The organism is Nostoc sp. LEGE 12454 (assembly GCF_056620565.1).
Genome location: NZ_JBWQXL010000017.1, coordinates 1 through 25,869 on the forward strand (window position 1 = coordinate 1; position 25,869 = coordinate 25,869).

The following is a 25,869-nucleotide window of genomic DNA, read 5'->3' on the forward strand; positions in this document are numbered from 1 at the left end:
TTCGGATTATCGGTCATTCTGCTCAAAGGGGTGAAGATAAATCTTGGTCTATGCAATCAGGACAAATCAGCTATGAAAAACAGCAATTAGAAATATCTCAAGCCGCACTCACACCTGGTTATTCTGGCAGTCCTGTGCTTGACTCACAAAATCAACTTTTAGGGATCGTCTTTGCCCGCAAAAAAGGTGAAGACCGAGATTTCGCTTATCCCATGTCTGAAATTCAAAAACAACTGTCCACTTGGAACATTAAATAACCTCTTGTACAGACGCGATTAATCGCGTCTCTTCAACAAACTATGAATTATAAAATTATTCTTGCCAGCTTATTAATTCTCAGCGTCAGCCATCTTCCTGCTGCTGCTTATTGCCCAGAAGGAAACCCCCGCTCTACCGATTATATCCGCCGCAAACCACCCAACCGTTGCGAAGGTATCAAAAAAGAACCCTTAAGCGGCAATACCTTAAGCCTAATTTCCATTGCTACTCGCAACCTTGCCAGTTTCGGCAAAACTCTCACAGTACAAATTCCCCAAATAAATGGTGGAAAAAACCCCCAAATAATAGTGAAATCATTGGGCGATAATTATCACTATCAGATGGATGACTTGTTATTGTCTAAGAATGGTTCAGGTTTCAGCTTTAGCTGGGATACTTACGTTCTCAGAGAAGCCAAAATACGAGCAAACAAACTCCGGGCTGTGGCATCCTATAGCCTTGGTTCCCAACCTGTGTATGTTCCAGTCATCCTGGGGCAAACTTCTGGTAAATATGAATTTGTCTTTTATTCCGAGGATCGAGTCAGATTTACCACCTTTGAAATCCTTCCCCAAGGTGAAAAAGCAATTTATAGCACTTCCCGCCCTAACCCGAAAAAGGGTGAAACTGTTTTTACCTGGGATGGTAATGCCCCAGCAGGGCGCTATGAATTGCGTTACGTTGCTAATATTGAGCGAAGAAATGAACCTAGCGATCGCATCGAAAGGCGAATTGTATTTGAACATAACCCAAATTGGTTGAAATAAATCATGGCATCTCGGCAAAAAGCCAAACAATTTCCCGACTTCATCAAGATTCGCCAATGCTTGAATTCTCTGAAAACACATCTAGTTGCGTGGTTTGGAGTCAGCTTTTCAGCGCTGAAGCGCTTATTACGAACTATTTCAAATCATCAAAGTTTATTGTTGGTGTTGCTGTTACTTTTATTTTTGACTCTCGTCAGCTTTGCCGCGATCGCACCTGGGACTCATACCTTTGAAGGTAATATCATTTCTCAAGAAATGAGCTTTATCTATAATGGGCAGCAACCCAAACGCTTTATTGAAAATATTCGTGGCATTAAAGAATTAGAAAGTGAAGGCATCCAAACCTTAACTTTCACAGGTAAGTTTGAAAGTAAATTTACCCAACTTAATCAGTCAAAATCGTTAACAATCCAACTTAAAGACCGTGAAAGTAAATGGATTATTGCTCCAGCTAATCTCCAAGGAACGAGCGAAATCGAATTGAATGAACTGCGGTTACAACCGAATACAAAAGTAACTGAGTTAAATTATGACTTTTATCGTAATCAGTTGGCCTTTGCTCTACAGCGAAATCCTAAAATAGACCTAAAAAATAACTCAAATATATTAAAACTTTATTTAGGTGAACAACCAATCAAAATTATCGTAGAAGGTTATGAATTATTAGATTCCAATTTACAAAAACAACTAGATAACCAAACACCTCTAGAATTTATTTTAAATCCAGATAATCAAGAATTTAACTTAGAACTTCCGCAAAATATCAATATTTATATTACCTTAGCCAAACCTGCCAAATATGAATCAGAACAATGGTTTCGGGGCAAGATAGAAACCAAAAATGTTCAGTTTATAGATGTAAATAGAAATGGCAGCGATCTCAGAGATGATTTAGATGTTTCTACTATTGTAGAAGGCAAAATTCGCATGGTAGGGCAGGAACAAGAAATTAGAAAAAATCAATTTCTCATGGGAGAAAAACCTGATATTCCTCTAAATATTCAACTAATACGCCATCTCCAAATTGTTCCCAAAAAGGGTATAGAAGCACGGTTCTCTGGTAAAACTAAACAGATTAGAATCGGTCTAGATCAAGATTTTCCCGTTTCCAGAATCCAGGGTAGCTGGTTAGATGGCGTTTTACCGCGTGATGCAATTATTGCGCTGTTCTCGTTTGGGGCTGCTACAATTCCTAATCTTGTATCTTGGTTATTTAGTAATGCTTCTAAATCTGCGTCAAAACCATAGCTGTTACAAATTACGAATTACAAATTAGTGCGATCGCAATACACTTTACCAAAGCTGCGATCGAGATTAATCTCAATCACCATGTCAACCACTGTTGCATCTGTTACCAACGGGTTGATGAATAATTCCGGGTGAAGCGATCGCCAAAAGTAATTGACAAATTGCTCTATCTGTGCGTTATTCATTCCCGATTTCCCCGTAGCAATCATCTGTTGTTCTGCCTGTTTGCGCCACTCCAAAGAACAGCGGTAATCGGTGGGATAAAGGACAATTAAGCTGTCTAATCGCTCCCACAGTGGTAAATAATCGTGGAGGCGAAGATTCATCTCACGGGCGAATGCTTTATCTTCATCTGTGACAATTGGCGGTGGCGCAGTATCAAATAAATCAGGATCGATTGGTCGCACACCCACAAACCAACCTTCAAATAGTACAATATCTACATCCGCCACCATTTCTGGATTAGTGCGATCGCCAGCACCTCCAAAAGCAGATTTATCAAAACGGGGAAGCATCACTGGGCTTTGCGACTGGCGAATTTGATCTAGTACATTTAAGCCTAAGTCTATATCATGGGTTCCTGGTGGGCCGCGCCAAATTAAGCGGGGATCTTGCTGTGTTAAAACCAAGCGATCGCTGTAAGTTTTATATAAGTCATCCAAAGATAAACTCACAGTCCTGTATCCCAAATGATCGAGAATCAAAATGAGAATTTTGGACATTGTGGTTTTACCAGTGCCTTGTCCTCCCAATATTCCTTGAATCAGGGGGTGTCCCAACTGTTGGCGCTGCGATGCTAGTTTGATCCCCAAAGGCAGCCACAAGTCCCACAATACCTGTAACATTTCCTGGGGTTGTACTTGGAGAGTCGCTTGACAGAATTCGCTAAAAGCTGGAAAGACAGATTTTAGTAAATGCGATCGCCTTTCAATCATTTCATCAACATTTTCCGGTGCAATGCCAAAAGCTTTAGCCCTTAACCGATCTGCCAGTGCTGCTTCTCTTGCTTCCTGCTTCCAAGTTTCCCCCACCCCATTGGTTGCCAAAACACTCAGCCACAAATTCATAAATTCTCCATCTGACTAAGATCCCAGCTTAAAAGCTTCGAGAAACAGGCTGTAGATGAAACCAACTTTGAGGAGATTTAGTGAGTCTACCAAGAGCGATCGCCTTGACAAAAAGCTGCGACTATAAAATATTCTGCTGGTAATTTCCGTCAACAATACTAAAAAACCAGCTACTACAATGTCTAATTCTGCACGTTGACCGGCTGTGGTAGAAGCTGCGTTTCCCAGAAAAAAACCGAACAAAAAACTAATTATCAGCAACGATAGCCGTCGCCAAGGATTTAAAAACCATTGCCCAAAGCGTGTAGCAATGGCATCGAACAAGTTATTGAGACGAGTGTTTTGCATCAAAGGGACTTCTGGGAAAAGTCAAAATATCTTGAAATATATCTATATTAGGTTAAGGAGGATATTGGTTTTAGCATCAGCTTGTTTGTTACTATTGTAGATATCTACTGGAATTCCAGTGTTTATTCAAATTTGACTATTCTATCATCTTCAGAGAAGTACAGTTTCTTAGAAGATGTTTGGAAACAATAATATTTAGTTCGATCCCCACGTTCAAGCCTGAAAAAATGGGAAAATGATTCAAAATTCCCCTTTTTTAAGGAAGCTAGTTCGTTAAGCGGGTTTGCTGACTTGTATTCATGTATGGAAGTAAGCTACTCGTAGCGTCTCCCAACAGGACAAGGGACTTGCGTAGATTTAGAAAGGAGGATCTCTAAGCACTGGCTAGATCGCCAGATACTTTCCAAATATCCTCTTAAGGTGCTTTTAATAGCAGAAGATAAAATACACCACTTAGATTTATCTGACGTTTAGCAAAGGACGCCTTGTTGAGGCTGCTAATGGTTTCAGGAAACTTTTATTTTTTTTATAGAAATGAATTGGCTAAATAGGTATAAACTTATCTTGCTTTTATCCATACTTACGGTCAAAAGCCAAAGTAATGGATGTCTGTATCTCTTGTTTTTGAAACATCAAAGAGATTATATCCTTCAAATGTTTTCTAATCAAAATGATATTTATCATACATTCGTCTTCCTAATTTTAGGAAAGTCTATATTCGGCTATTTTGTGTGATTGCCTTTTGGGATAATAGGCTACTATTTGGTCAAGCCTAAACAAAATATTTATTTCTAAATAACTATCAATATGAAATCTTCAGTGTATCGTAACGTCGGTATTACAGCTTTGTGCTTGGGACTGCTTGTTGCTCTGGTGGGATGCTTTGGACTGAGCGTATCCTTTGAGTCCACTAACCCAGATACAAACCCAGATACATCTTCACAACTGCCAACAGAAACTCAAGAGTGGCATACAACTTCGGTTGTACCTGAAAAAAGTCTTTCTACTAGTCTATCTACTCCAGTACCTACCCCAACCAGTCGAGTAGAACATAGCAGTAAAGAGAATACTTATCCTGTCTTGGCAGAGCGTGATAAATCAACAAGCATTGCCAAGGATGGAGGTACTTTGCGAATGAGCAATCAAACAAATCAGCCTGTGCGGCTGGTTCTACTGGCACGACAGTCAGTAGCAAAAGGAGCTAGTAAAAAACAAACTCACTACGATGTACCGGCACATTGGGATTTTGCTCCCGAAGAAGGTAGTGAGAAGGGACTGGTTCTATCCCTACCTCAGAATAATTTAAAGCTGGAAAAGGGAGATGTTTTAGTTGCTTTTGCACAAGATGGTTCCCGTCGTTATTGGGGCCCTTATATTATTGGCGAAACTCAATTACCTAAGTGGAATTCCCAAAACAGAGAATGGCAACTTGTGCTGAGTCAATAGACTTATTGCAGAAGTGGAGAAAAGGGGGAAGGTGGGGTACCCTCTGGGGATAAGGGAAAGGTATGGAATTTTTCCTTACCCTACCCTTTAGCCTTTTCCCAACCGGAAAGCAAAAGTTACTTATGCAAGATGTCTAATAAATATTGCTAAGTGGGAAATATTGAGTACGGAAGCAATTTTTGTAGAATGGGCATTGTTTACCGTTTGCTCAAACCTTTATTTTTACATCCTTACCCTACAGTTGGTAAAGTGTTAAGTAATGGATAGAGGAAAATTGTTGAATTAAAAACTCTGAAGAACAAAAGATAGATAACCAACGACTATTGATTAGTGATTGTTGACTATTGACTAAATGAGAATGAAATTGAGTGTTAAGCACACTGTTGATCGGTGGTTCAACAAAATAGCAAAAAATCCAGCCCTGAGTCTAACTGTGTCGATTTTGTGGTTGATAGTAGTTGGCTGGGTGGCTTTTGGGTGGAATTTGGGCAACATCGGCTTAATTGATGAGACAGAGCCGCTCTTTGCCGAAGCTTCCCGCCAGATGTACGTTACAGGTGATTGGATTACCCCATTTTTCAATGGTGACACTCGTTTCGATAAACCTGCTTTAATTTACTGGTGTCAGGCGATCGCATATCATCTGATTGGCGTAAATGAATGGGCAGTACGCCTTCCTTCTGCGATCGCCGCATTCGGATTAGTTTGTTTAGGTTTTTACACCATCCAGTGGTATTTGGCTAAACAAGACGAATTAGAGCAAGTTTCACGTCCTACTCGTCGCTACTTAACATCTTTTATAGCAGCAGCGCTGATGGCACTCAATCCCGAAACTATTATTTGGGCGAGAACGGGTGTCTCTGATATGTTACTCACCGGATGTATAGCATCAGCTTTGTTATGTTTCTTTCTAGGATATGCAGGGGAGCAGGGGAGCAGGGGAGCAGGGGAGCAGGGGGAAAATTCCTCTCCTCTGCACTCTTCTGCCCAATCCCCACTTGCCCTGAGCGAAGCCGAAGGGATGCCCCATGCCCTATTCCCTAATAAGTGGTACTTAGCTTTTTATGTGCTGATTGCTGGCGCAATTTTGACCAAAGGGCCAGTGGGAATTGTTTTGCCGGGGTTAATTGTTGCTGCTTTTTTGCTTTACGTGGGTAAAGTGCGAGAGGTGTTGCGAGAAATGCACCTTCTTGTAGGTATGCTGATAATTCTCGCTTTGTCAGTGCCCTGGTATGCTTTAGTAATTTGGCGCAATGGCTGGAATTACATTAATTCCTTTTTTGGTTATCACAACCTGGAACGCTTTACAGAAGTAGTTAATGGTCACTCAGCACCTTGGTATTTTTACTTTTTAATCGTGCTGTTGGGTTTTGCACCATACTCAGTGTATTTACCAGCTTCTATAATCAGACTAAAATTTTGGCAGCGATCGCATTGGCGATCCCTTGAACGTTTTCAGCAATTTGGTTTATTTGCCTGGTTCTGGTTTGCTAGTATCTTTGCCTTTTTTAGCATTGCCGTTACTAAACTCCCTAGCTACGTATTGCCTTTAATGCCAGCAGCAGCAATCCTGGTAGCCTTGTTGTGGAGCGACGTTTTTTCAGATACAGAGACACGACAAACAATTCCTGTTTCCCCCTCTCCCACTCCGCCCATCTCCGCGTCTTTGCTGCGAATCAGTGGTTGGGTGAATGTAGTATTTTTATCAGTTCTGGCAACAGCACTGCTCAACATCACCCATATATTAGGTACCGATCCAGCGATAAGTAATTTCCATGAACTAATTCAACGATCTGGTTTACCAGTAATCGCAGGTATAATTTGGCTAGTTTCTGCTGTTTTGGTTGCGGGTTTATTATTGAGTCGCCGCTGGAACTACATTATCAGTATTAATTTAATCGGGTTTGTGGCGTTTATAATTTTTGTCTTAACGCCTGCTTCGTTCTTTATCGATCGAGAACGTCAATTACCCTTAAGGGAGTTGTCTGCGGTCATTTTAGAAGCAAAACAACCAAACGAAGAATTGATCATGCTTGGCTTCAAAAAGCCTAGTGTGGTATTTTACAGCCACATCCACGTAAATTATTTAAAATTTCCTAAAGAGGCTGTAGAGCATATTAAAAATCAGGCTGCTAAAGGACTAAAACCTTCCTCAGTGCTGCTGCTGGCCGAACAGAAAAAGTTTTTACAAATGGACTTACAGCCAGATGATTACAAGAATTTATCAACCAAGGGTGCTTATAACTTGGTTCGCGTTCCTTTTAAGAAAATGAAGAATCCAAAAATAGATATATCATAAATTTGTTATTAGTCATTAGTCATTAGTCCTTTGAGAATAACTAATGACCAATGACTAATGACCACATTAACATTTGCCATTGTAACCATTGACAGCTAAAGCTTGATTGATCTGGCTTAATAAATCTTCCATTGAGATCGATCGTGGTAATATTTGGGTAGCGATCGCACCAACAACAGTTTCTATCGATTCCACACTATTCTTCTTCTGCTTGTCAATTTGCTTATAAGCTACCCCATCCTGGAAACTGGTCTGTGAGCGATTTAATCGCTGATTTAGTACCAAAATTGGTGGCAACTTTAAAGGTGAATCTCCTAATGTTTTCAGTGCTTTGAGCACATCTTTGTGGATAGAAGTTTCTCCTAAGCAAATTAGCAATAAGTCAACGCTTTCGTGGCGAATCTGTTGCAATACTTCTGCCCAACAAGGACTCATCGCCGCTTTGAAGCCTGCTGTTTGCAGGTATTGAATTAAAGCTTGGAACCATTCAGATCCGCGTTCAGCAGTTTCACTACTAATTGAGCAATTTTTTGCTGTCCGATAACCCTTAGCTGGCTTACGTCTTACCTGGGGGAAATCTCGTAGCATTGTTAAATCCACTACTAAGATGTTGGGAGGGCAGCAAATACCAGAAGCAATTTCTAGTACTGATAGTAAAGCATCTGTTTTCTCGGTGCGACTGCTGTTATCTTTCGCAAATGGTGTTAAGTAAGGAAATACAGATAGCCCTGGTATTTTGGAAGCGATTAAAGTAGTTGCAACATCGCAAGTCACCAGTGGTATAGCTGCTAAACGTGGATGTCCAATTAGTTGTTGCAAATAAATTTGGGCGGTGGTACTTTCCACATCTAGCAAAATGACATCAAACTGCCATACCCGCGCCAAAAGTTCTGCCTGATCTAGGTCATCTACTTCAATCACTCGATGTTCTCGAAGTGAGGGGTGGGGATTGACCGATTCTAACTGGGGATTCACTAACCTGAGAATTCGCAGTGGGGTTTTAGTTGGGATAATTGCACTATTATTTAACCCTATCTGCGGAATTACTTGTACACTAGATAATTTTTCTAGAACTGGTGCTAAGACCTGATGCTCTACTGGCAAACTTAAGAAACCATCGGCTCGGTTAGCAAATGCTTGCTCCTTTTCGGCTCCCGTCGCGGTAACAATTACAGATATATGACGGGTTGCGGTGTCAGATTTTAGTAAAGTCAGTACATCCCAGCCTGATAGCAGGGGTAGCAACGGATTTAAAAATATCGCTATTGGTTGCAAGCGTCGCGCTTTTTCGACTGCTTCTGTGCCCGATCGCGCAATCACTACCCGATATCCTAAACCTTTGAGTTGTTCGGTCAAGTCTTCAATATATCGGGCTACTGCCTCGACTACCAAGACCAATCGTTGCGAACTCGCAAGATGATGCTGTATGGGCGTACTAACTTGCTGACGAGCGGCGGAGTTTTCCCGTGTCGGTTGGTATCGTGTCTCCTCCTCTTCTCTGATTCCCATATCTGGTTCCGAAAAGCCTGTTTTCGGGGGACTGGGCGGCAGAAGTAGGGTAAACTGGCTACCTTTACCTTCACGCGATAAGAAGCTGACATCTCCTCCGTGGAGACGAGCCAAGGCGCGAGTTAATACTAGCCCTAAACCAGTGCCTTCAAATTGGCGGGTGAGGGGATTTTCTAGTTGTTGGAATTTTTGAAAGATTAAGTGTTGCTGGTGTTCGGGAATGCCAATTCCTGTATCCCAAACTGTAAAGGCAATCCATCCTTCCCAACGACTTACCCGCAGTCCAATTTCGCCAGATATTTCGGTGAATTTAAAGGCGTTGGAAAGTAGGTGTACTAACATCTGGCGTAAGCGCAATTCGTCTGCCACCATCTGATCTAAACCTAGTTCAATGGAAAGGCAGAATTGGGGAGCAGATGAACGCGCATTTGCAGGTGGCGGTGCAGATGTCGCTTTGGTGGTTTGAGTGTGGATAGCTTTGGCTTCTGATAGGGCGCGATCGCACACAGCCTGAATTTTCACCGGAGTTAGCGTCAAATCCATTTGTCCCGTCTCCATCCGGGTCAAATCTAAAATGTCATTCACCACACTCATCAGGTGGCGTCCGCTTTGATGAATCAGTCCTGCATAACGGGCTTGACGCTCGTTGAGTTCTCCCAACTGCTGATCTACTAGCAAGCGCGATAATCCCAAAACGGCAGTTAGGGGAGTTTTGAGTTCATGACTAATACACGCTAAAAACTCGTCTTTTAACCGATTGAGTTGAATTAAATCGGCATTCTTCGCTGCTAGTTCTTTACAAAGTTGCTGCTGTTCGGTGACATCAGTAGCTAAAACTAACCACAAATCAGTGCTGAGTGCAATTTCCTCTTGGGCACTCATAACTTTAAATTCAGGACTATCTAAGGGAATTTTGGCAAACTGCCAGATTCGCTCTTGACCATTTTGCACTTCGACAACGCAGGTACAAGTACCCACTTGACTATCTAAATAGCATCGGCTGTATGCAGCATCATCTGATGCTTCTTGCTGAATTAGTTCTTCTTCACCACTATGCTCATTCTCCCTACCATTGGGATGAACTTTGATTGCTGGTTGGGTTGCATATTCTGCTATTTCGGAGCGTTTAGGGACAAGTATTGCCTCCACTTGTTGCCTAACTCCTTCTGGATCTTTTAAGGTTCCTAATTGCTGCCACCAGGCGGGATTTCGCGCTACCACCTCGCCAGTACCTGTTTGCAACATCAAAGGCCAAGGCAGTCTTTCTAGCAAGTGTACCAGTGGCTGATGTCCTAATGACTTGGGTTCATTTGGTCGACCATCATATTCATGGCGATGTTCGCTAGACTTTTGTATGCCAGCCATACGTTCTTGAGCTAGCGATCGCAACAGGCGCGAACTATCTAGCAGCCCCAAATATCGACCCTCAGAGTCAATCAGCACCCAATCTAAGTTTTGGGTTTTTTCGACTTGTGAATCGCCCCAGCGCAAGCTTAATCGCTCTACACGCTCAGAAGCTGATATTGTCTGTATTGGCTCAATTAGACCTTGACCCCAGGTAGAGAGCGATTGTTGTAAATTTAGATTTTTATCGTCACTTTGTGCTAATAATTTTGGGATTAAACGGGCAGAATACAGCAATCCAATGGGACATTGCTGTTGATTTACTACTACCAGGCGATCGCACTGCTCTTGCTCAAAAATCTCCAACACCACTGCCAGAGAACTTGTTTGGGGGCAGCTAGGTACGGTTGCCTGAAAGTCATAAAGCGGGTAATCTAGCATTAACATAGGGATTTGGGGGTCATTCTTCCTGTAGAACCCTCCGGCATTTCCATCTGCCAGTTGATGGTCTTTTCGCCTGAAGTCATATCCTCTAAGAAGACTCATATAAGCAACTCTGGTTATTTCAACGCCATTAAAACAACGGGATTTCCCCTAACGGACACGGGAATTGCAAACGAGTGCATTTTTTCAAGAGGCGACGTTTCTAATTTTTAGCAACTAGCCAGCCTCTCCAGTGTCTTACTGGTATTTAAACTCCTCATCGATAGCGACGGCTAAAACAATTATGGCCCCAAAGATTCGCTTTAGAACCTTGAGGAATTATAATGATTTGGAATGCGACAATCCTTTAAGTTCGTTTAAGTATCTTATCAAGGAGCAAAATAAAAAAATCTATCTATTTATATACATAGATATGTAAATCATGAGTTAGTTACTGTGTCTTGCTGTGCCGACAGATACTTCATCATCAAAGACCTACTAAGTTCTAGCAGTTAGTTGCTCCACTAGATTGTTGAGTACCTAGCACTATCTGCTCGCATAGAGCGTTATTTTGGGGTTAAATCAGCAGTTGACTGCACACGCAGTATTCCCCTACAAGCGTTAGCCAAACTTATCAGCCCGCGTTTCTTGGTCAGGGCGATCGAGGAGATATATTCAAGAATAGATGTTATTACCGATATTGATTCTGCAATCTAATGTTAACAAATGCTTAAATAATCCAGTTGACTTAGCCAACCTAAAAGGTTTGAGTGCGTGGCTGGGGCAATTGATAGACGCAATTATTGCCCAATTTTGCTGCTTACCTGTTGCTGTAACAAGCTCTGGAACAATCAACTATTTCCCAAATTTGCTGCTACTAAATCCAAGTAAGGCATACACTAGCAAGTACGTTTATGTATTTGCCAGTCAGATGCAAAAAAACCAGCAGTATTTTCAGGAGATGACTCCGGCAGAAAGAGAAGGATTATTAAGACAGCTTAAAATAGATTATAGCCTGATTCTTATAGATTATTTTACTACAGACAAAACCCTCAAAGATAAAATTGATAAATTTATCAATACTATATTTTATGCTAATATTCCTGTGCCCCAAATAATCGAAATTCACATGGAGATAATTGAAGAATTTTCTAACCAGCTAAAATTAGAAGGTAGGAGCAATGAAACTTTACTTGATTACCGCCTGACGTTAATAGATATCTTGGCTCACCTGTGCGAAGTCTATAGGAGTTCGATTTCTAGATAAAATAAATTAATTTTATTGCTCTGTGTTCAACTTGGAACAAGCTACAACTGTGAGTAACGATGCATGGGAAAATATTGTATTTCTCTGATTATGACTAGTTATTAAATATATGAATAAAGCCAGAAAAACCTACGTTCTCAAACTTTACGTAGCAGGTAACACTCCTAATTCAGTCCGGGCATTAAAAACACTCAAAGATATTTTAGAACAGGAGTTTGAAGGGGTTTATGCTTTAAAAGTGATCGATGTATTGAAAAGTCCACAACTAGCGGAAGAAGATAAAATCTTGGCAACGCCAACATTATCTAAAATTTTGCCTCCACCCGTTCGCAAAATTATTGGGGATCTTTCAGATAGAGAAAGAGTGTTGATTGGATTGGATTTGCTCTATGAGGAACTGAGTGAAGAAGATTTTGAAGAGTAAATTTTTAATCATAAAAAATTGAGTACAATTATCAGTAATAAAAAAACAGGTTTAAATCCGCTTTTGTGATCGAGCAATGAGTGAAAACGAGCAAGTAGAACCAAAACAACCACCGATAATTAGGGGTATAGAAAAAATTCGGACGATGATCGAAGGGTTTGACGATATTAGTCATGGTGGTTTACCAATTGGTAGAACTACCTTGATTAGTGGCACATCCGGCACAGGCAAAACTTTATTCTCTCTTCAGTTTCTCTATAACGGTATTACCTATTTTGATGAAGCAGGAGTATTTGTAACCTTTGAGGAATCACCGAGTGATATTATTAAAAATGCTCACGTTTTTGGTTGGAACTTGCCCCGCTTAATTGAAGAAGGCAAGTTGTTTATTCTTGACGCATCTCCCGATCCAGAAGGTCAAGATATCGTGGGTAATTTTGATCTTTCTGCACTCATTGAGCGCTTGCAATATGCCATCCGCAAATACAAAGCTAAACGAGTTTCAATCGACTCAATAACAGCGGTATTTCAGCAGTATGAAGCGATGGGAGTAGTGCGACGCGAGATTTTTCGCCTGGTAGCACGTCTCAAACTACTGAGTGTCACCACTGTAATCACCACTGAACGTAGTGAAGAATATGGGCCCGTTGCCTCTTTCGGAGTGGAAGAATTTGTTTCCGATAATGTAGTAATTGTTCGCAACGCTTTAGAAGGAGAACGCCGCCGTCGCACAATTGAAATTCTCAAATTGCGCGGCACAACTCACATGAAAGGCGAGTATCCCTTCACAATTACTAATGAAGGAGTTAACATCTTCCCACTTGGAGCAATGCGCTTGACTCAACGTTCTTCTAATGTCAGGGTATCTTCTGGTGTCAAAACTTTAGATGAAATGTGCGGTGGGGGTTTCTTTAAAGATTCAATTATTTTGGCGACAGGAGCTACGGGTACTGGTAAAACCCTGTTAGTAAGCAAATTTATTCAAGATGGCTGTCTCAATGGAGAACAGGCGATATTATTTGCTTATGAAGAGTCACGCGCCCAACTATCTCGTAATGCTTCCTCTTGGGGAATTGATTTTGAAGAATTAGAACATCAAGGTTTACTCAAAATAATTTGTACCTATCCTGAATCAACTGGTTTAGAAGACCACTTACAAATTATTAAATCAGAAATTTCTATTTTCAAACCTGCTCGAATCGCCATTGATTCCCTATCAGCATTAGCTAGAGGAGTTACGAATAATGCATTTCGGCAGTTTGTAATTGGTGTGACGGGTTATGCTAAACAAGAAGAAATTACTGGTTTTTTTACCAACACAACCGACCAATTTCTAGGAGCGCATTCGATTACTGACTCTCACATTTCCACGATTACCGATACTATTCTGATGTTACAGTACGTAGAAATTCGCGGAGAAATGTCGCGGGCAATTAACGTATTCAAAATGCGCGGGTCTTGGCATGATAAAGGCATTCGTGAGTATAATATTACTGCTGACGGGCCCGAAATTAAAGATTCTTTCCGAAACTACGAACGGATTATCAGCGGTGCTCCTACTCGCGTTAGTATCGATGAAAAGGCGGAACTTTCTCGCATTGTTAGACGTTTTGAAGACAAACAGAGTTCCGAACCCTAAATTTAGTATCGTAGTATATTCTTTCCTAAGTTTAGTATCGTGCTATATTCTGTGGTGAAGAAAGGTTTTCTGCCGCTAGATTGATTTTCGTGTGAGGGATGCGGTGAAAGGACAGCAATTATTTTATAGCTTCTTACCTGGTGTAACGGCAGCAGTTTTAACAACTCAGCCTGCTTGGGCTGGTACTGCGAAACTAACTGGGATACAACTGGCATCTTCTCCTAGTGTTTTGACTTCTACTTATGGTCAAGGCTTGGTTGTGGATACCATGAATAGCCAACTGCCTAACAGTGCAAATGTTAGTGTTCCAACCCTAGTACCTGCTTTGGGTTTTACTAAACTTAGTGTGAAACCTTTAAGTAATAACAGTATTCCCGTATTTACGGCTGAAAATACTGTTGTGCCAATAAAACAACTACTTAAGAAAGATAAAGGTAGATTTTTTAGTTTGACACCTACCTCTAATTCTTCCCAAGCTCAAAAGAACCAAAAACAGAGTAATTTAAGTGCTTCTGGACAGAAATTAAAGAAGATAGTAGTTCCCAACTACACTTCAAAACCTCCTTCTGTCCAAAAAGAAATTTTGTCCCTGTCTTCTACACAGCAGCCAGTGGTTCAAAAGATAAATACTGTTACTCAGTTGCAAACATTTTTACAAACTTCAGCGACAGGTGCAGGAGCAGCAAAACTGTTGTCAGCGCAGAGGTGTCCACAGGAGTTGAGCAAAAGCAAAACCGACTCCTTGGCTGTGCTGCTAATCTCAAGCACCTGCTTACAAAAAAATGCTATTGGTCGCTTGGCTCAGAATAATACCACGATTCCGGCAGATTCGGCGCCAATCACTGCGCCAGGAACTGTAACTCCTGTACCAGAGGGTTCGACGCCAACTCTTACTGCGCCAGGAACTGTAACTCCTGCACCAGGGGGTTCGGTACAACCTTCTACTGTGCCAGGAACCGTAACTCCTGCTGCACCAGGGGGTTCGACGCCAATCACTGCGCCAACAACGGTAACTCCAGTAACGTCAGAACCGGTGCAAATTCCAGAGAACCTGATTCCTAACTCAAATCCCCTGCAATTTCCCACCAAACCGGAGGAGGTGCAACTTCAAGGAAATCAGCCGATTACTTTGGCACAGGCTCTGGAGTTGGCACGGCGTAACAATCGCGATCTACAGGTGTCTTTATTGGAGCTAGAACGCAATCGAGCGGCTCTACGAGAGGCGCAAGCTGCTTTATTGCCTACTCTGGGAGTTAGCACGGATCTTACTCGTAGTCAGTCTGCTGGCAGTCAGCTTCAGGACGAATTAAGCGGGCGAAATGGCTTACTTTCTAACCAAGATCAACCCAGTACATCTTTTTCTGGTCAAGCACAACTTTCATATAACCTTTATACTTCTGGAAGAGTGCAAGCTGGCATCCAAGCAGCTCAAGAACAGGTACGCTTCTATGAGTTGGCTGTAGAAACTCAGTCTGAGACAATCCGTCTGAATGTTGCCACAGACTACTACAATTTGCAACAAGCGGATGAACAAGTACGGATTGCTCAATCGGCTGTGCTAAACTCTGAAGCTAGTTTGCGTGATGCAGAAGCTTTAGAGCGAGCTGGGGTTGGTACGCGGTTTGACGTGTTGCGATCGCAGGTGAATTTAGCAAATGCCCAACAAAATTTAACTAATGCTAGATCCCAGCAGACAATTTCCCGTCGTCAATTAGCAACTCGGATAAGTTTGCCACAAGCAATAAATATCAGTGCTGCTGACCCTGTACAATTAGCTGGTCTTTGGAACCCAACCCTAGAACAAAGTATTGTGTTGGCTTATCAAAATCGTCCAGAATTGCAACAGCAGTTAGCACAACGTAATATTAGCGAGCAACAGCGTAGGCAAGCTCTTGCGGAACTGGGGCCTCAAGTTAGTTTGGTCGCTAGCTATGACCTGCTCGATCAGTTCGATGATAATGTCAGCGTTACTGATGGTTATTCATTCGGAGTTAGGGCAACCCTAAATTTGTTTGATGGCGGAGCAGCAAGAGCAAGAGCAGCTCAACAGCAAGCTAATATTGCGATCGCAGAAACTCAATTTGCTGAACAGCGCAACCAAATTCGCTTTCAGGTAGAACAAGCCTATTCTACCCAGCAATCTAGTTTGGAGAATGTTCAAACCGCTAATACCGCTTTAGAACAAGCCAGGGAAGCTCTACGTTTAGCGCGTTTGCGATTCCAAGCTGGTGTAGGTACTCAAACTGATGTCATTAACTCTGAAAACGACCTCACACAAGCTGAAGGTAATCGAGTCACAGCAATTTTGGATTACAACCGCGCTTTAGCTCAGTTACAACGGTCTGTTACCCTCAGAGCATTCCGCTAATTAGCTGAAACTCAACTGAATCAGTATTTTTGACTGCTGTTGTGTTTTGTAATCCACTTTGCACCTCTATTAGAGGAGCGCAGAGTCCAGTAGCGTTTCTAATAAAAAGCTAGCTAAAAGCCTCATTTGTTCAGTGTATTAACTGGAAGGATGAGGCTTTTTAGTCCAAAAGGCAGTATTGATACTCGCATTCACGTCCCTATCTTCTACATAGTTGCAATGAGGGCAAACAATGAGTTCTTGTCGATAGAGACTTTTTAACCTTAGTGCTAGAGCGAGAACAATTTTGGCTAGTGTTATGGGGAGGCACAGCAACCGTTACCTTCCCATACTTATACCCAAAATACTCTAACCATGACCGGATTGGACTTAACAGAGAAGCACTATAGTCAAATTTGGACTAACATAACTGAGTGTTCGATCGCTTGCCTTGTCAAAGACTCATGACTAAAGTAACATCTCAAGAAATTGCACAGTTTCGCTCTCAATTGGCAGACGATCCTAGCGATATGGAAGCGCTGGATTTAATTGAAGACTGTGATGGAGATTTGGAAGATGCAGCGATGACGCTAGCTATCCGAGCAGGACAACAACCAGAAAGAGCAAATTCTGAGTGGTTAGATGCCTTGGCTAGAAAATGGCGTGTGGTCATTTGCGAACAAGAATATCGAGAAGATTTGCTTAATACTTCTCTTGTGAAGATGATGGAACGTTTAAAAACAACGCCAACATTTCCTAAGATTTTGGCAACGCCAGTTTTGCTATATGTCCTCAAGCAAGGCGTAAACAATTTTTGTGAGCCACTAGATTTGTTAAAATGATTGTCCCGTCCCGCATTTAGGCAGCAGGGGAGCAGCACTTCTCTACGGGAGGCTGCGTCAACGGCTACGCTCAGTGACCGGGGAGTAAGGAGCAGGGAGAAAGAGTTAGAGACAAATCGTTTGTGTCAAGTATTTTATGAAATGGTATAAGTCTTGAAGTAATTCAGGTGTATGACTTATAAGTCATGCGAGGTTCAATCCACCAGGACTGATACGCTGTTAATTAAGGCAAAACTTCTATTAGACAAATTGTAAAATCAATGAATTACCTTGTTGCCGTATTACCAGACCGCATTCAAGCCGAAGCTGCTTACTTAGCTTTAGAAAAAGAAGGCATTAACAGTACTATTTTGGGGAGGGGGTATAAAACGGCTGACGAGTTTGGTTTAATTGACCCCAAAGACCAAGCTAAAAAACAAGCAAAACTGATGGCAACCTGGCTGATACCATTTGGCTTTTTTGCAGGTTTTACATTCAGCCTCATTACTGGTTTAGATACTTTTGCCTGGGCGGGTGAAGTTGGCAATCACATTGTTGGCGGACTGCTGGGTGCTGCTAGTGGTGCGATGGGTGGTGTGTTTGTTGGTGGCGGAGTCGGTTTACTTGTAGGTGGTGGTGATGCTTTACCTTATCGCAACCGCTTAGATGCAGGAAAATATTTAGTAGCTGTTCAAGGTTCTGAAACTCTTACTCGCCAAGCAACCAAAATATTACGTCAGTTCGATCCAGAAAATATCCAAGGTTATGCCGACACAAATACTGTGTATTGAATAATTCATAGTTTACACATCACGACACAGCGGCTGGAGTTACTTTCCTATTCTTTGAAGATAGCGTAAGCCGCTGCGATCGCAAACAAATCTCAAGTAGAAAGGCTAACCCAATCTGGACAGGAACTGTAGAAATGGGAATTAAAGCTAGAATCATGATAGTTATAGCAAATTAATTCTCAATTAATAACTCATAATTTTTAAGAATGTTGCCACGAGAAGAACTTTTAAAAGGTGTTGAAAATCGAGATAGTGTCGCTCGTGCAATCGATCAAGCAGAGCAAGCAATCAAAACTTGGGAAGTGGTTTTGACAGATTTTCTATCTCCCCCAGAATTGGCAGAAATTCAACGGGTGTTTAACCGATTAACAGAAGTGCAATTGGTGGCGTGGGGTGGATATCCGCAAGCTGAACGCCAAAGAATAGCGATCGCTCGTTCGGAACTTCCCTTAGATCGATCTCAAGTCAGCCTTGTAGCCGTAGAAATTGCAGGTAATTTCCTGTTTGATACCGCCTCTCACCGCGACTTTTTAGGCGCAATGTTGGGGACGGGAATTGTTCGTGAAAAGACGGGAGATGTGATTGTCTTAGGAGAACGAGGGGCGCAGGCGATTGTTGCACCAGAATTGGTGGAATTTTTGTCAATGAGTCTCAAACAGGTGCGATCGGTTCCTGTGAAAACTCAGCAGATTGAGCTAACTGAATTAAAGGTTCGGGAACCCAAGAAAAAAGAATTAACTACTGTGGAGGCTTCTTTAAGATTAGATGCGATCGCATCTGCTGGTTTTGGTATGTCCCGCAGCAAAATGGTTGATTTCATCGATGCTGGTGATGTCCGCGTCAATTGGAAGGAAGTTACCCAAGCTAGTTCTCAAGTCAAATCAGGCGACTTAATCGCCATTCGCTCTAAAGGGCGTTTAGAAGTTGGGGAAATAGCCGTTACCAAAAAAGAGCGTTACCGAGTTCAATTAACAAGATATATGTAATAAGTTAGGAGTTAAGAGTGAAAAGTTAAGAGTTTTAAATTCATCATTTTCTTTAACTTCAAACTCCAAACTCTTGTACAGACACGATTCATCGCGTCTGTACTCCTAACTCCTAAATAGATACTTAATACTTAGGCTTTAAAGCGTTTCGCTAACATATTCAGTAGAAGTTTGCGCGGTACAAGCCGAGATAATTTGCTTCTAATTTGAGTAGTACTATCAGAGCTAATAACAGTTGGATAGCCTTTTTCTAAAGCCTCTAAAGATTCCCAAACCACTTTTTCGGAAGAATAAACTTTATCTGTACTGCCTGCCAGCGCTGGAGGAAAATTAGCTTCTGCAAAAAAGTTTGTTTCTATTGGCCCTGGACAAGTGACTAAGATACGAACACCATACTGATAATTTTCTGCCCATAATGCTTCACTAAAGCTGAGAATAAAAGCTTTACTAGCAGCATACACAGAAAGGTATGGTATTGGTTGAAATGCGGTAATCGAGGATACGTTAATAATACTTCCAGAACGACGTTGCCGCATCAATGGTAGAAATTTGTGGGTTAAATCTACCAATGCCAAAATATTTAATTGTACGATTTTGACTTGTTTTTCTCCATCTCCTTCAGCAAAGTCACCATAGTAACCAAAACCAGCATTGTTGATTAATAAATCAATGGTTAATCCTTTTGATTCTGTGGCATCAAATACACTAGCTGCTGCATTAGGTTCTGTGAGGTCTTTTACTATAACGTCTACTTGAATGTTGTGTTGTCCTTGTAGTTGTTTAGCTAATTGGTTTAGTTTCTCTTCAGAACGAGCAACGAGTACAAGATTTGTCTTGCGTGCAGCTAGTTCTTCAGCAAAGGCTTTACCAATACCACTAGAGGCACCAGTAATTAAAGCAGTTGACATTCTACATATTCAGATAGTTTTTAAGCACTTATAAATCTTAACTATACTGACTATAAGTTTTAACTACCCAAAGTGATATATCCAAAAGGGTAAAAGCAACCCTTAGTGACTTTTGGAAACTATATTAATTCTCCAAATACACCTATATGGGAGATTCTTATATCTTCTTCATCTGTATATTGAATAGACGAGTCGATTTTTTCTGGTAATTCTCCTTCCCGGCGCGACCACTCAAATACAAATTTAGAGTCCAAATGCTTAAGGTTAGAAAATATCTCCTTCCATTGGCTTCGTCGAATTCGATTTCCCCACCTTGATTGTAATTCTCTCGAATAAGCTTCCTGTTGATAAATCAAGAACTCAAATGGTCTTTCTTTTCTATCTCTGTGATCGATTAAATCAATGAGATGAAACATAAAACCATCGTCTGACAGGCTACTTACAAGATTTTCTAAAAGTGGCACAACATCATCAACTGGGACATGTTCTAACACAGATTTGGAGAATATAAAATCTATTTTTTCTTGAATCGGCACTTTTTCAGATAAATTAATTGGAGCAATGTATTCTATGCCCAAGTCTTGTAAGGCTTCTACAGATATTTTTTTTAATGAAAGCAGTTTTTTTAAACGTAAGTGGATAATATCCCGATCTTCAAATGTAGATAGACTATCTAAGATACTCCAATCTACAGAATTACACACTGCTTTGAAAATATTGTCCGGTTGTAATAACAGACAAATATCTGTTGAATAAACCTTTTTTGCTCCAAGCAGGTAAAATACTAACGAATGAGTAAGTAACCATCCACTTCCAATTTCAAGACAAACTTTATCACGTAATACATCTTTTCCTTTACCAGACTGAAGCAGATAGATAGCAACTTCATTAGCACAAATATCAAGCCTTTTGCCTGTAAGAGCTAGCTTACTGGAATGCGTTCTATTATATAAACCTTGATACAGTTCGGACGATCTAACCATCGATTTGATTCGTTCATCAAGGATATTTCTGAGTATTTTTTTCATTTGGCACACCTCTATTACTGAATTTAGTGTGAATAGAACACAACCTTATTAACTGTACCAGTAAGATAAATTTCTATATGACATATAAGTATTTTTTATCAAACTCTTGCACAAATGCAAAATTTGCTTGCGGTATCTTACTAGCTCCCCTAACCCCTTTTCCGAATGTTGGGTGAGGGATTAAGTTTGAGGGCTTTTGATTTATGTAAGAAGTTTATTAAGTGCAATGTCACAAATAATGATTTTTCTCATAGCGATTCAAATTCATTTTGAATTGCCGATTACCATTTTTCAGACCAATAGATAATTTCTGAAGTGGAACTATTAATAGCAACGCCGTAGCTGTCCCCATGATTCCATTTAAAACCAGGTCTACCTTTGTCACCTGTGTTTAATACCAATATTTCATAAGTAGCTGGAAAAGATTCTGTAGGAGAATCACTAGTATAGAAGAAAGTTGTCGGCACACCGTTAGGTTGGTTTATGTGGTCGTTTGTGTCACCACCTATATATTTGTGCTTGGCACTATTTCTATATTGGGAAAGTAATTTTTCTATCTTCTCTGGTGGCTCTTTTAACCTAATTTGAAAAAAACTACTTCCTTGCAAAACTTTGGGAGAGTAAGCGATACGAACGTCTTTAGCATCAGGGGGAATCTCATTAGGAAAATGTTTTACTTGGTCATTATCAGACCAAAGTTGATTACGAATTTCTTTATAACGCGATGTATCAGTTATAACTTTAGGCTCACTAGTACTGTTAAAAGTTGTTCTCAGAAAAAAGCTTCCCCCGACAATACTAAGACTAGCAAGGGCTAATAGAAATTGCGATCGCTTCATCAAGTTGGGTGTATCTAACTTTCATAGTCATATACCCAACTAATAAACTAAATTCGTACTATTGCGGATATCGAATCAGAGATATTAACAGAAACTTTGTGTATTCAAAGGAAAATTGGGATAATTGTAAAATTAATGTGAAGTTAGTCAATAATTACCTAGTCAAATACCGTAGGTAATCCTGATTGAGGCCCGTACTACCGTTTTAGCTAACGAAATCAATTCCACAGCTATCCATTTTTTTCAATTCTTCCTGATGCAGCAATAACTAAAGCGGATATATAAACAGTAGATGCACCTTAATTAAATTACAGCCTTCAGCTTTTAGTTGAGGGCTTTTTTTTATTGCTGATACTTTTTTATTCGGGAAGAAAATAAATATGCTTAAAAGTCTAATTTTCCCGGATATGGCAATAAATAAAGCGGATTAATAAATGGTAGATGCACCTTAATTAAATTACAGCCCTCAGCTTTTAGTTGAAGGCTTTTTTATTGCTCATACTTTTTTTCGCGAATAAAATAAATTTGCTCGAAAGTCTAATTTTCCCGGATATGGCAATAAATAAAGCGGATTAATAAATAGTAGATGCACCCTAAGAATTTACAGCCCTCAGCCAAAAGCTGGAGGCTTTTATTATTTCAATATCGATGGCAGCAAACTGGGAGCTAACCACACTGCATAACCAATAAATCCAAACAGCAAGGTAATTAGGGCAGTAATGCCGTAACTGATGCAAATTAATAAACCATCAGATTCGATGGTGGCAACAGTCAAAAGTAAAATACCGATAGTCGGGATAGGATTGGTAAACGGGATTGGTAATATTAGTAATACTGTTAATAAAGAGATACAAAACCCATTAATTCGCCAAACTAAAGGATTATGAGCTATTTTTGCTAATCGGGGACGGGCGATTTTCTGGAAAACTTTGGTAAGCCGTCCCAAATTTTGCAAAAGTAACTGGGCGAAGGAACGAGGAAATTTGTAGTTAGCGATTCTTTTCGGTAGCCAAGGCGATCGCCTTCCTAAAACCATTTGCACTGACAACAGTAAACAAGCACCACCAAATGGGCCAGTTAATCCCGGTGGCATAGGAAGCAAAAAAGGCAAAACTAATAATGTAATTACCAGACTGAAGCCCCGTTCTGAGGTTTCTGTCAGAATATCGCCTAGAGTCAGCGGTTGTTCAGCTAGGCGTTGCAACAGGGATTTTATATCTTGAGAAAATCTCAGATGCATTTGGCGTGAGTTGATGCGAGTTCCTACTTTGTAGTAGAGGAAGATGAAAGAATAACTTCTAAACTCTGCCAATTTTAGATTTTGAATTTAAGGAAAATCTAAAATCTAAAATTGAATGACTCCTAACTCCTGCTTTCTGGGGGTACAAAAACAGCTATAGCTTTAGGTATAACCCGAAAATGAGCAGGTGTGTAGGTAGTGATTTCACCATCTGTATTGATAGGGCGAGGTTTGCGAGTATGTATCTCTATTTCTTGACCTTGATGGGAGCGTACACTCTGCCAATGTATGTGTCGCCCTTGTCGCATTGAAGGTAGTAGTAATATAACCTGCCACCAGTGTTCAATCTCCAAGCTATAAAGGTCTAGCCTTTGATCGTCTATTGTGGCATCGTCAGCCACTGCCATACCACCACCGTAATAGCGGCCGTTACCGACTGCAATTTGCACTGTTTTGACGCGAACCAATTCACCGTTGATTGCAATCTCTGCTGTAAAAGGTCTGGCTTCCAAAAGCACTTGCAATGCAGTGGCTGCATAAGCAAATACTCCCCAGCGGCGCTTAACTTCTTTGGTAAGTCGTTGGGTAATTTTTACACTCAATCCCATGCTGGCAACGTTAAAAAAGTGCTTGCCATTCACACAACCCAAGTCGATACGCTGTAAATGTCCATCTCCAATAATTTTGCAAGCTTCGTTAAGGGAATTAGGGATTCCCAAAGTTCTCGCTAGATCGTTGGCAGTTCCCAGAGGCAAGATTCCCAAAGGTAACTGAGTCTCAATTAAAGCATCTACGGCAGCATTTAGAGTACCATCTCCTCCGCCAATAATTACCAAGTCAACTTGATGCTTATAGCGAAGTATAACTTCAGCAAGATGTTTGGGATCTTCTGTAGACTCCTCAATTAAATCAAAGTCAAGTGTTTTCAGATATTGAATCGCTTCCGATAGACCCTTTTGCCCTTGGCGAGCATGACGATTTACTAACAGCAGTGCGCGGGAACTCATGGGTGGTACCTTTTGTTGTTTATATGTCCAATTATCCGCATCTATGTATTCTGCTTGATGTTGACTATAAAAAAGTGTTTAGGCTGTGATGAAAGTTATCAACAATTCATTTTCCTAAAACTTATTATATTGTGACTACTAATTTTTATTTTTTCTTTTTATTTAGTTTAGCTCTACTAGCCCTCAGTGTGTTTATCTTCAACAAATATAATTATTACTCTTCAGATAAATGAATTTTAGGTGTTTTTATTTATAAAATAATGAATTTTTCAAATATTATTATGCCAAACACAAGGGATATTTTTCATTAAAATAGATACATTTACAGCAAATTGCAACTTGTCTACCGTTCGCGCAGCGTGTCGCAGACAGATGCTATGTCAAAATGAGGTACAGATTATTGTAATACCAATTCTGTATGAAGATGCGCTAAACCATCTTTCAGTAGAAGAAAGAAAAACGAACTACATTCGCGTTAGCGTCTCCCCTTGGGAGAAGGACGCAAAGGACACAAAGAAAATAAAAAAAGAAGTTAAAAGGGTTTGGCGCAGCCTCACAAAGAAATGGTATAAGGACACAACAATGTTGTGCCCCTATCTGTGTACGTCATTTACTTAAAAAACGAATGCTGTATATAGCGTTTCTGTGTTGAATCCAATACAGCGCTAGTTGGTTGCTTAACGAGGGGAAATTCCTATCTTCATTTGGAATTTTGGTTTTATGACTTTTTCGGGTCGGTGTTGCGACCAATAATTGCTTGAAACACGTCCCCTAGTAAAAAGAAAAATGCCGCAACTAACACTACAAGCATTAAACCCGCAAGGGCCGCAAAGGGAGAGATGATAAACAAGATTAAAAGCGCAAACATCAAAATCTTTAGTAATGTCTTATTCATCTTTTTTCATATTGAATAATATGTCTGTTCTCTACAAATAATCGATGAATTAACAATCTGTCACCTGCCCTCTGTTAGATTTAATCTGTGCGCGCTTACTTTTGTGGTCAAGGCGTTTTCTTTGAGAACTGCGAGTTGGTTTAGTGGGTTTGCGTTTGATTGTTACGACAACTGCGCTTTGAATGAGTTCTTGAAGTCGTTTCAAGGCTGACTCGCGATTGTTTTCTTGGCTTCGGTGTTCCTGGGCTTTAATTACCACTACTCCTTCTTGGTTAATGCGGCGATCGTTGAGCTTTAAAAGCTGTTGTTTATAATAGTTGGGTAATGATGAAGCCGCAATATCGAAGCGCAAGTGGATCGCGGTAGAAACCTTATTTACATTTTGACCTCCTGCTCCTTGCGAGCGAATCGCAGTAATTTCAATCTCAGTCTGTGGGATAATAACATTATTGGAAATTTGCAGCATTACTCACAAGGCAAAAGAGAAACTTGTAACTTTGGGATAAACTTTCTTTACTCGGTTTGCTCGGCTAAATCTATCATTACATCTGGGTCTTCATTGTTGTTCAAATTCACTTCTAAAGTCTGTCCTTGGATTGTCACTTTATCGCCCGGTACTAGTCGCCGTCCTCGTCGAGTTTCCAGCATCCCGTTTACTTGGACATCACCACCTTGAATCATTAGCTTGGCTTGGCCTCCAGTTGGCACTATACCCATCAACTTTAAAAATTGATTTAACTTAATTGTGTTGTCTCTAATTTTTTTCATAGTAAATAAATGTACACAATCTTAATTGTATCGCGGCCTTCTCAAGCCAAAGCGTAAATTTGTTACACCCCATAATCAGCTAAGTACAGTATTTCATTAATTCGTAGCAAATTTAATTTGCAATACCCTGCAATAGCATTGTGTTGGCAAACATTTAACAAAGTCACGCTTTTAGGCAAAACTTTGCTGAGAAATGTGAA

23 protein-coding genes and 1 pseudogene are annotated in these 25,869 nt (G+C 40.6%); 12 read left to right on the forward strand and 12 right to left on the reverse strand.

The window, feature by feature from the left end; translation table 11 throughout:
- The 3 genes from AC1F2U_RS18540 to AC1F2U_RS18550 all read left to right on the forward strand — a co-directional run.
- Positions 1-257 (forward strand): trypsin-like peptidase domain-containing protein (locus tag AC1F2U_RS18540; RefSeq protein ID WP_480262436.1); only part of this gene is annotated, 257 nt, incomplete at its 5' end.
- A gap of 42 nt (positions 258-299) precedes the next feature.
- Positions 300-1,025 carry a hypothetical protein gene (locus AC1F2U_RS18545; protein WP_480262437.1) on the forward strand — a complete coding sequence of 242 codons (726 nt, stop codon included), beginning with the start codon at positions 300-302 and terminating at the stop codon, positions 1,023-1,025.
- Between the two features lie 3 nt (positions 1,026-1,028).
- Entirely contained in the window at positions 1,029-2,273 is a 1,245-nt protein-coding gene (locus tag AC1F2U_RS18550; RefSeq protein WP_480262438.1) for a hypothetical protein, read from the forward strand.
- A gap of 17 nt (positions 2,274-2,290) precedes the next feature.
- On the opposite strand, the gene AC1F2U_RS18555 is transcribed toward AC1F2U_RS18550, so the two are convergent.
- Positions 2,291-3,340 (reverse strand): glycerate kinase, encoded by a 1,050-nt coding sequence (locus AC1F2U_RS18555; protein ID WP_480262439.1) that lies wholly within the window; start codon positions 3,338-3,340, stop codon positions 2,291-2,293.
- Between the two features lie 15 nt (positions 3,341-3,355).
- A complete protein-coding gene (locus tag AC1F2U_RS18560; protein WP_480262440.1) occupies positions 3,356-3,688 on the reverse strand; it encodes a DUF565 domain-containing protein in 333 nt (110 codons plus the stop codon).
- Positions 3,689-4,495: 807 nt separating this feature from the next.
- Here AC1F2U_RS18560 and AC1F2U_RS18565 point away from each other — a divergent pair.
- Complete coding sequence (locus tag AC1F2U_RS18565; RefSeq protein ID WP_480262441.1) at positions 4,496-5,134, forward strand: hypothetical protein; 639 nt, start codon at positions 4,496-4,498, stop codon at positions 5,132-5,134.
- A gap of 352 nt (positions 5,135-5,486) precedes the next feature.
- Positions 5,487-7,433 carry an ArnT family glycosyltransferase gene (locus tag AC1F2U_RS18570; RefSeq protein ID WP_480262442.1) on the forward strand — a complete coding sequence of 649 codons (1,947 nt, stop codon included), beginning with the start codon at positions 5,487-5,489 and terminating at the stop codon, positions 7,431-7,433.
- 66 nt (positions 7,434-7,499) lie between these two features.
- On the opposite strand, the gene AC1F2U_RS18575 is transcribed toward AC1F2U_RS18570, so the two are convergent.
- Entirely contained in the window at positions 7,500-10,832 is a 3,333-nt protein-coding gene (locus AC1F2U_RS18575; protein WP_480262443.1) for a hybrid sensor histidine kinase/response regulator, read from the reverse strand.
- 562 nt (positions 10,833-11,394) lie between these two features.
- On the opposite strand from AC1F2U_RS18575, the gene AC1F2U_RS18580 reads away from it, so the two are divergent.
- The 4 genes from AC1F2U_RS18580 to AC1F2U_RS18595 all read left to right on the forward strand — a co-directional run bounded on the left by AC1F2U_RS18580 (position 11,395) and on the right by AC1F2U_RS18595 (position 16,407).
- Positions 11,395-11,976: a KaiA family protein gene (locus AC1F2U_RS18580; RefSeq protein WP_480262444.1), complete on the forward strand. Its 582-nt coding sequence runs from the start codon at positions 11,395-11,397 to the stop codon at positions 11,974-11,976.
- Positions 11,977-12,085: 109 nt separating this feature from the next.
- The gene (gene kaiB / locus AC1F2U_RS18585; RefSeq protein WP_099099291.1) at positions 12,086-12,400 is read left to right on the forward strand and encodes a circadian clock protein KaiB; all 315 of its coding nucleotides are present in this window, start codon (positions 12,086-12,088) and stop codon (positions 12,398-12,400) included.
- A gap of 76 nt (positions 12,401-12,476) precedes the next feature.
- Positions 12,477-14,039, forward strand: coding sequence for a circadian clock protein KaiC (kaiC, locus tag AC1F2U_RS18590; protein WP_480262445.1), 1,563 nt, complete (start codon positions 12,477-12,479; stop codon positions 14,037-14,039).
- A 103-nt stretch (positions 14,040-14,142) separates the two neighbouring features.
- Positions 14,143-16,407, forward strand: a complete 2,265-nt coding sequence (locus AC1F2U_RS18595) for a TolC family protein (RefSeq protein ID WP_480262446.1) — start codon at positions 14,143-14,145, stop codon at positions 16,405-16,407.
- Between the two features lie 177 nt (positions 16,408-16,584).
- Here AC1F2U_RS18595 and AC1F2U_RS18600 read toward each other — a convergent pair.
- Positions 16,585-16,768 (reverse strand): annotated as a pseudogene (locus AC1F2U_RS18600) (zinc ribbon domain-containing protein); the annotation flags it as partial.
- Between the two features lie 82 nt (positions 16,769-16,850).
- On the opposite strand from AC1F2U_RS18600, the gene AC1F2U_RS18605 reads away from it, so the two are divergent.
- From AC1F2U_RS18605 to AC1F2U_RS18615, 3 genes are all read left to right on the forward strand, one after another.
- Positions 16,851-17,228 (forward strand): hypothetical protein, encoded by a 378-nt coding sequence (locus AC1F2U_RS18605; protein ID WP_480262447.1) that lies wholly within the window; start codon positions 16,851-16,853, stop codon positions 17,226-17,228.
- Between the two features lie 260 nt (positions 17,229-17,488).
- Complete coding sequence (locus tag AC1F2U_RS18610) at positions 17,489-17,998, forward strand: hypothetical protein (RefSeq protein WP_194043242.1); 510 nt, start codon at positions 17,489-17,491, stop codon at positions 17,996-17,998.
- A 206-nt stretch (positions 17,999-18,204) separates the two neighbouring features.
- Positions 18,205-18,984, forward strand: coding sequence for a photosystem II electron transport protein, Sll1252 family (locus AC1F2U_RS18615; protein WP_322683416.1), 780 nt, complete (start codon positions 18,205-18,207; stop codon positions 18,982-18,984).
- A 131-nt stretch (positions 18,985-19,115) separates the two neighbouring features.
- Here the strand turns inward: AC1F2U_RS18615 and AC1F2U_RS18620 are convergent, their stop codons facing one another.
- The 8 genes from AC1F2U_RS18620 to AC1F2U_RS18655 all read right to left on the reverse strand — a co-directional run bounded on the left by AC1F2U_RS18620 (position 19,116) and on the right by AC1F2U_RS18655 (position 25,669).
- Positions 19,116-19,892 (reverse strand): SDR family NAD(P)-dependent oxidoreductase, encoded by a 777-nt coding sequence (locus AC1F2U_RS18620; protein ID WP_480262448.1) that lies wholly within the window; start codon positions 19,890-19,892, stop codon positions 19,116-19,118.
- Positions 19,893-20,011: 119 nt separating this feature from the next.
- Positions 20,012-20,920 (reverse strand): class I SAM-dependent methyltransferase, encoded by a 909-nt coding sequence (locus AC1F2U_RS18625; protein WP_480262449.1) that lies wholly within the window; start codon positions 20,918-20,920, stop codon positions 20,012-20,014.
- Positions 20,921-21,201: 281 nt separating this feature from the next.
- Positions 21,202-21,759 (reverse strand): hypothetical protein, encoded by a 558-nt coding sequence (locus tag AC1F2U_RS18630; RefSeq protein ID WP_480262450.1) that lies wholly within the window; start codon positions 21,757-21,759, stop codon positions 21,202-21,204.
- A gap of 634 nt (positions 21,760-22,393) precedes the next feature.
- Entirely contained in the window at positions 22,394-22,999 is a 606-nt protein-coding gene (locus tag AC1F2U_RS18635) for an exopolysaccharide biosynthesis protein (RefSeq protein WP_322663877.1), read from the reverse strand.
- 122 nt (positions 23,000-23,121) lie between these two features.
- Complete coding sequence (locus AC1F2U_RS18640) at positions 23,122-24,006, reverse strand: lipid kinase (protein WP_480262451.1); 885 nt, start codon at positions 24,004-24,006, stop codon at positions 23,122-23,124.
- Between the two features lie 718 nt (positions 24,007-24,724).
- Positions 24,725-24,901 (reverse strand): hypothetical protein, encoded by a 177-nt coding sequence (locus AC1F2U_RS18645; protein WP_194044777.1) that lies wholly within the window; start codon positions 24,899-24,901, stop codon positions 24,725-24,727.
- Between the two features lie 49 nt (positions 24,902-24,950).
- Complete coding sequence (arfB, locus tag AC1F2U_RS18650; protein ID WP_335177773.1) at positions 24,951-25,367, reverse strand: alternative ribosome rescue aminoacyl-tRNA hydrolase ArfB; 417 nt, start codon at positions 25,365-25,367, stop codon at positions 24,951-24,953.
- Between the two features lie 47 nt (positions 25,368-25,414).
- Positions 25,415-25,669, reverse strand: a complete 255-nt coding sequence (locus AC1F2U_RS18655) for an RNA-binding S4 domain-containing protein (protein WP_289797304.1) — start codon at positions 25,667-25,669, stop codon at positions 25,415-25,417.
- Between the last annotated feature and the right edge of the window lie 200 nt (positions 25,670-25,869).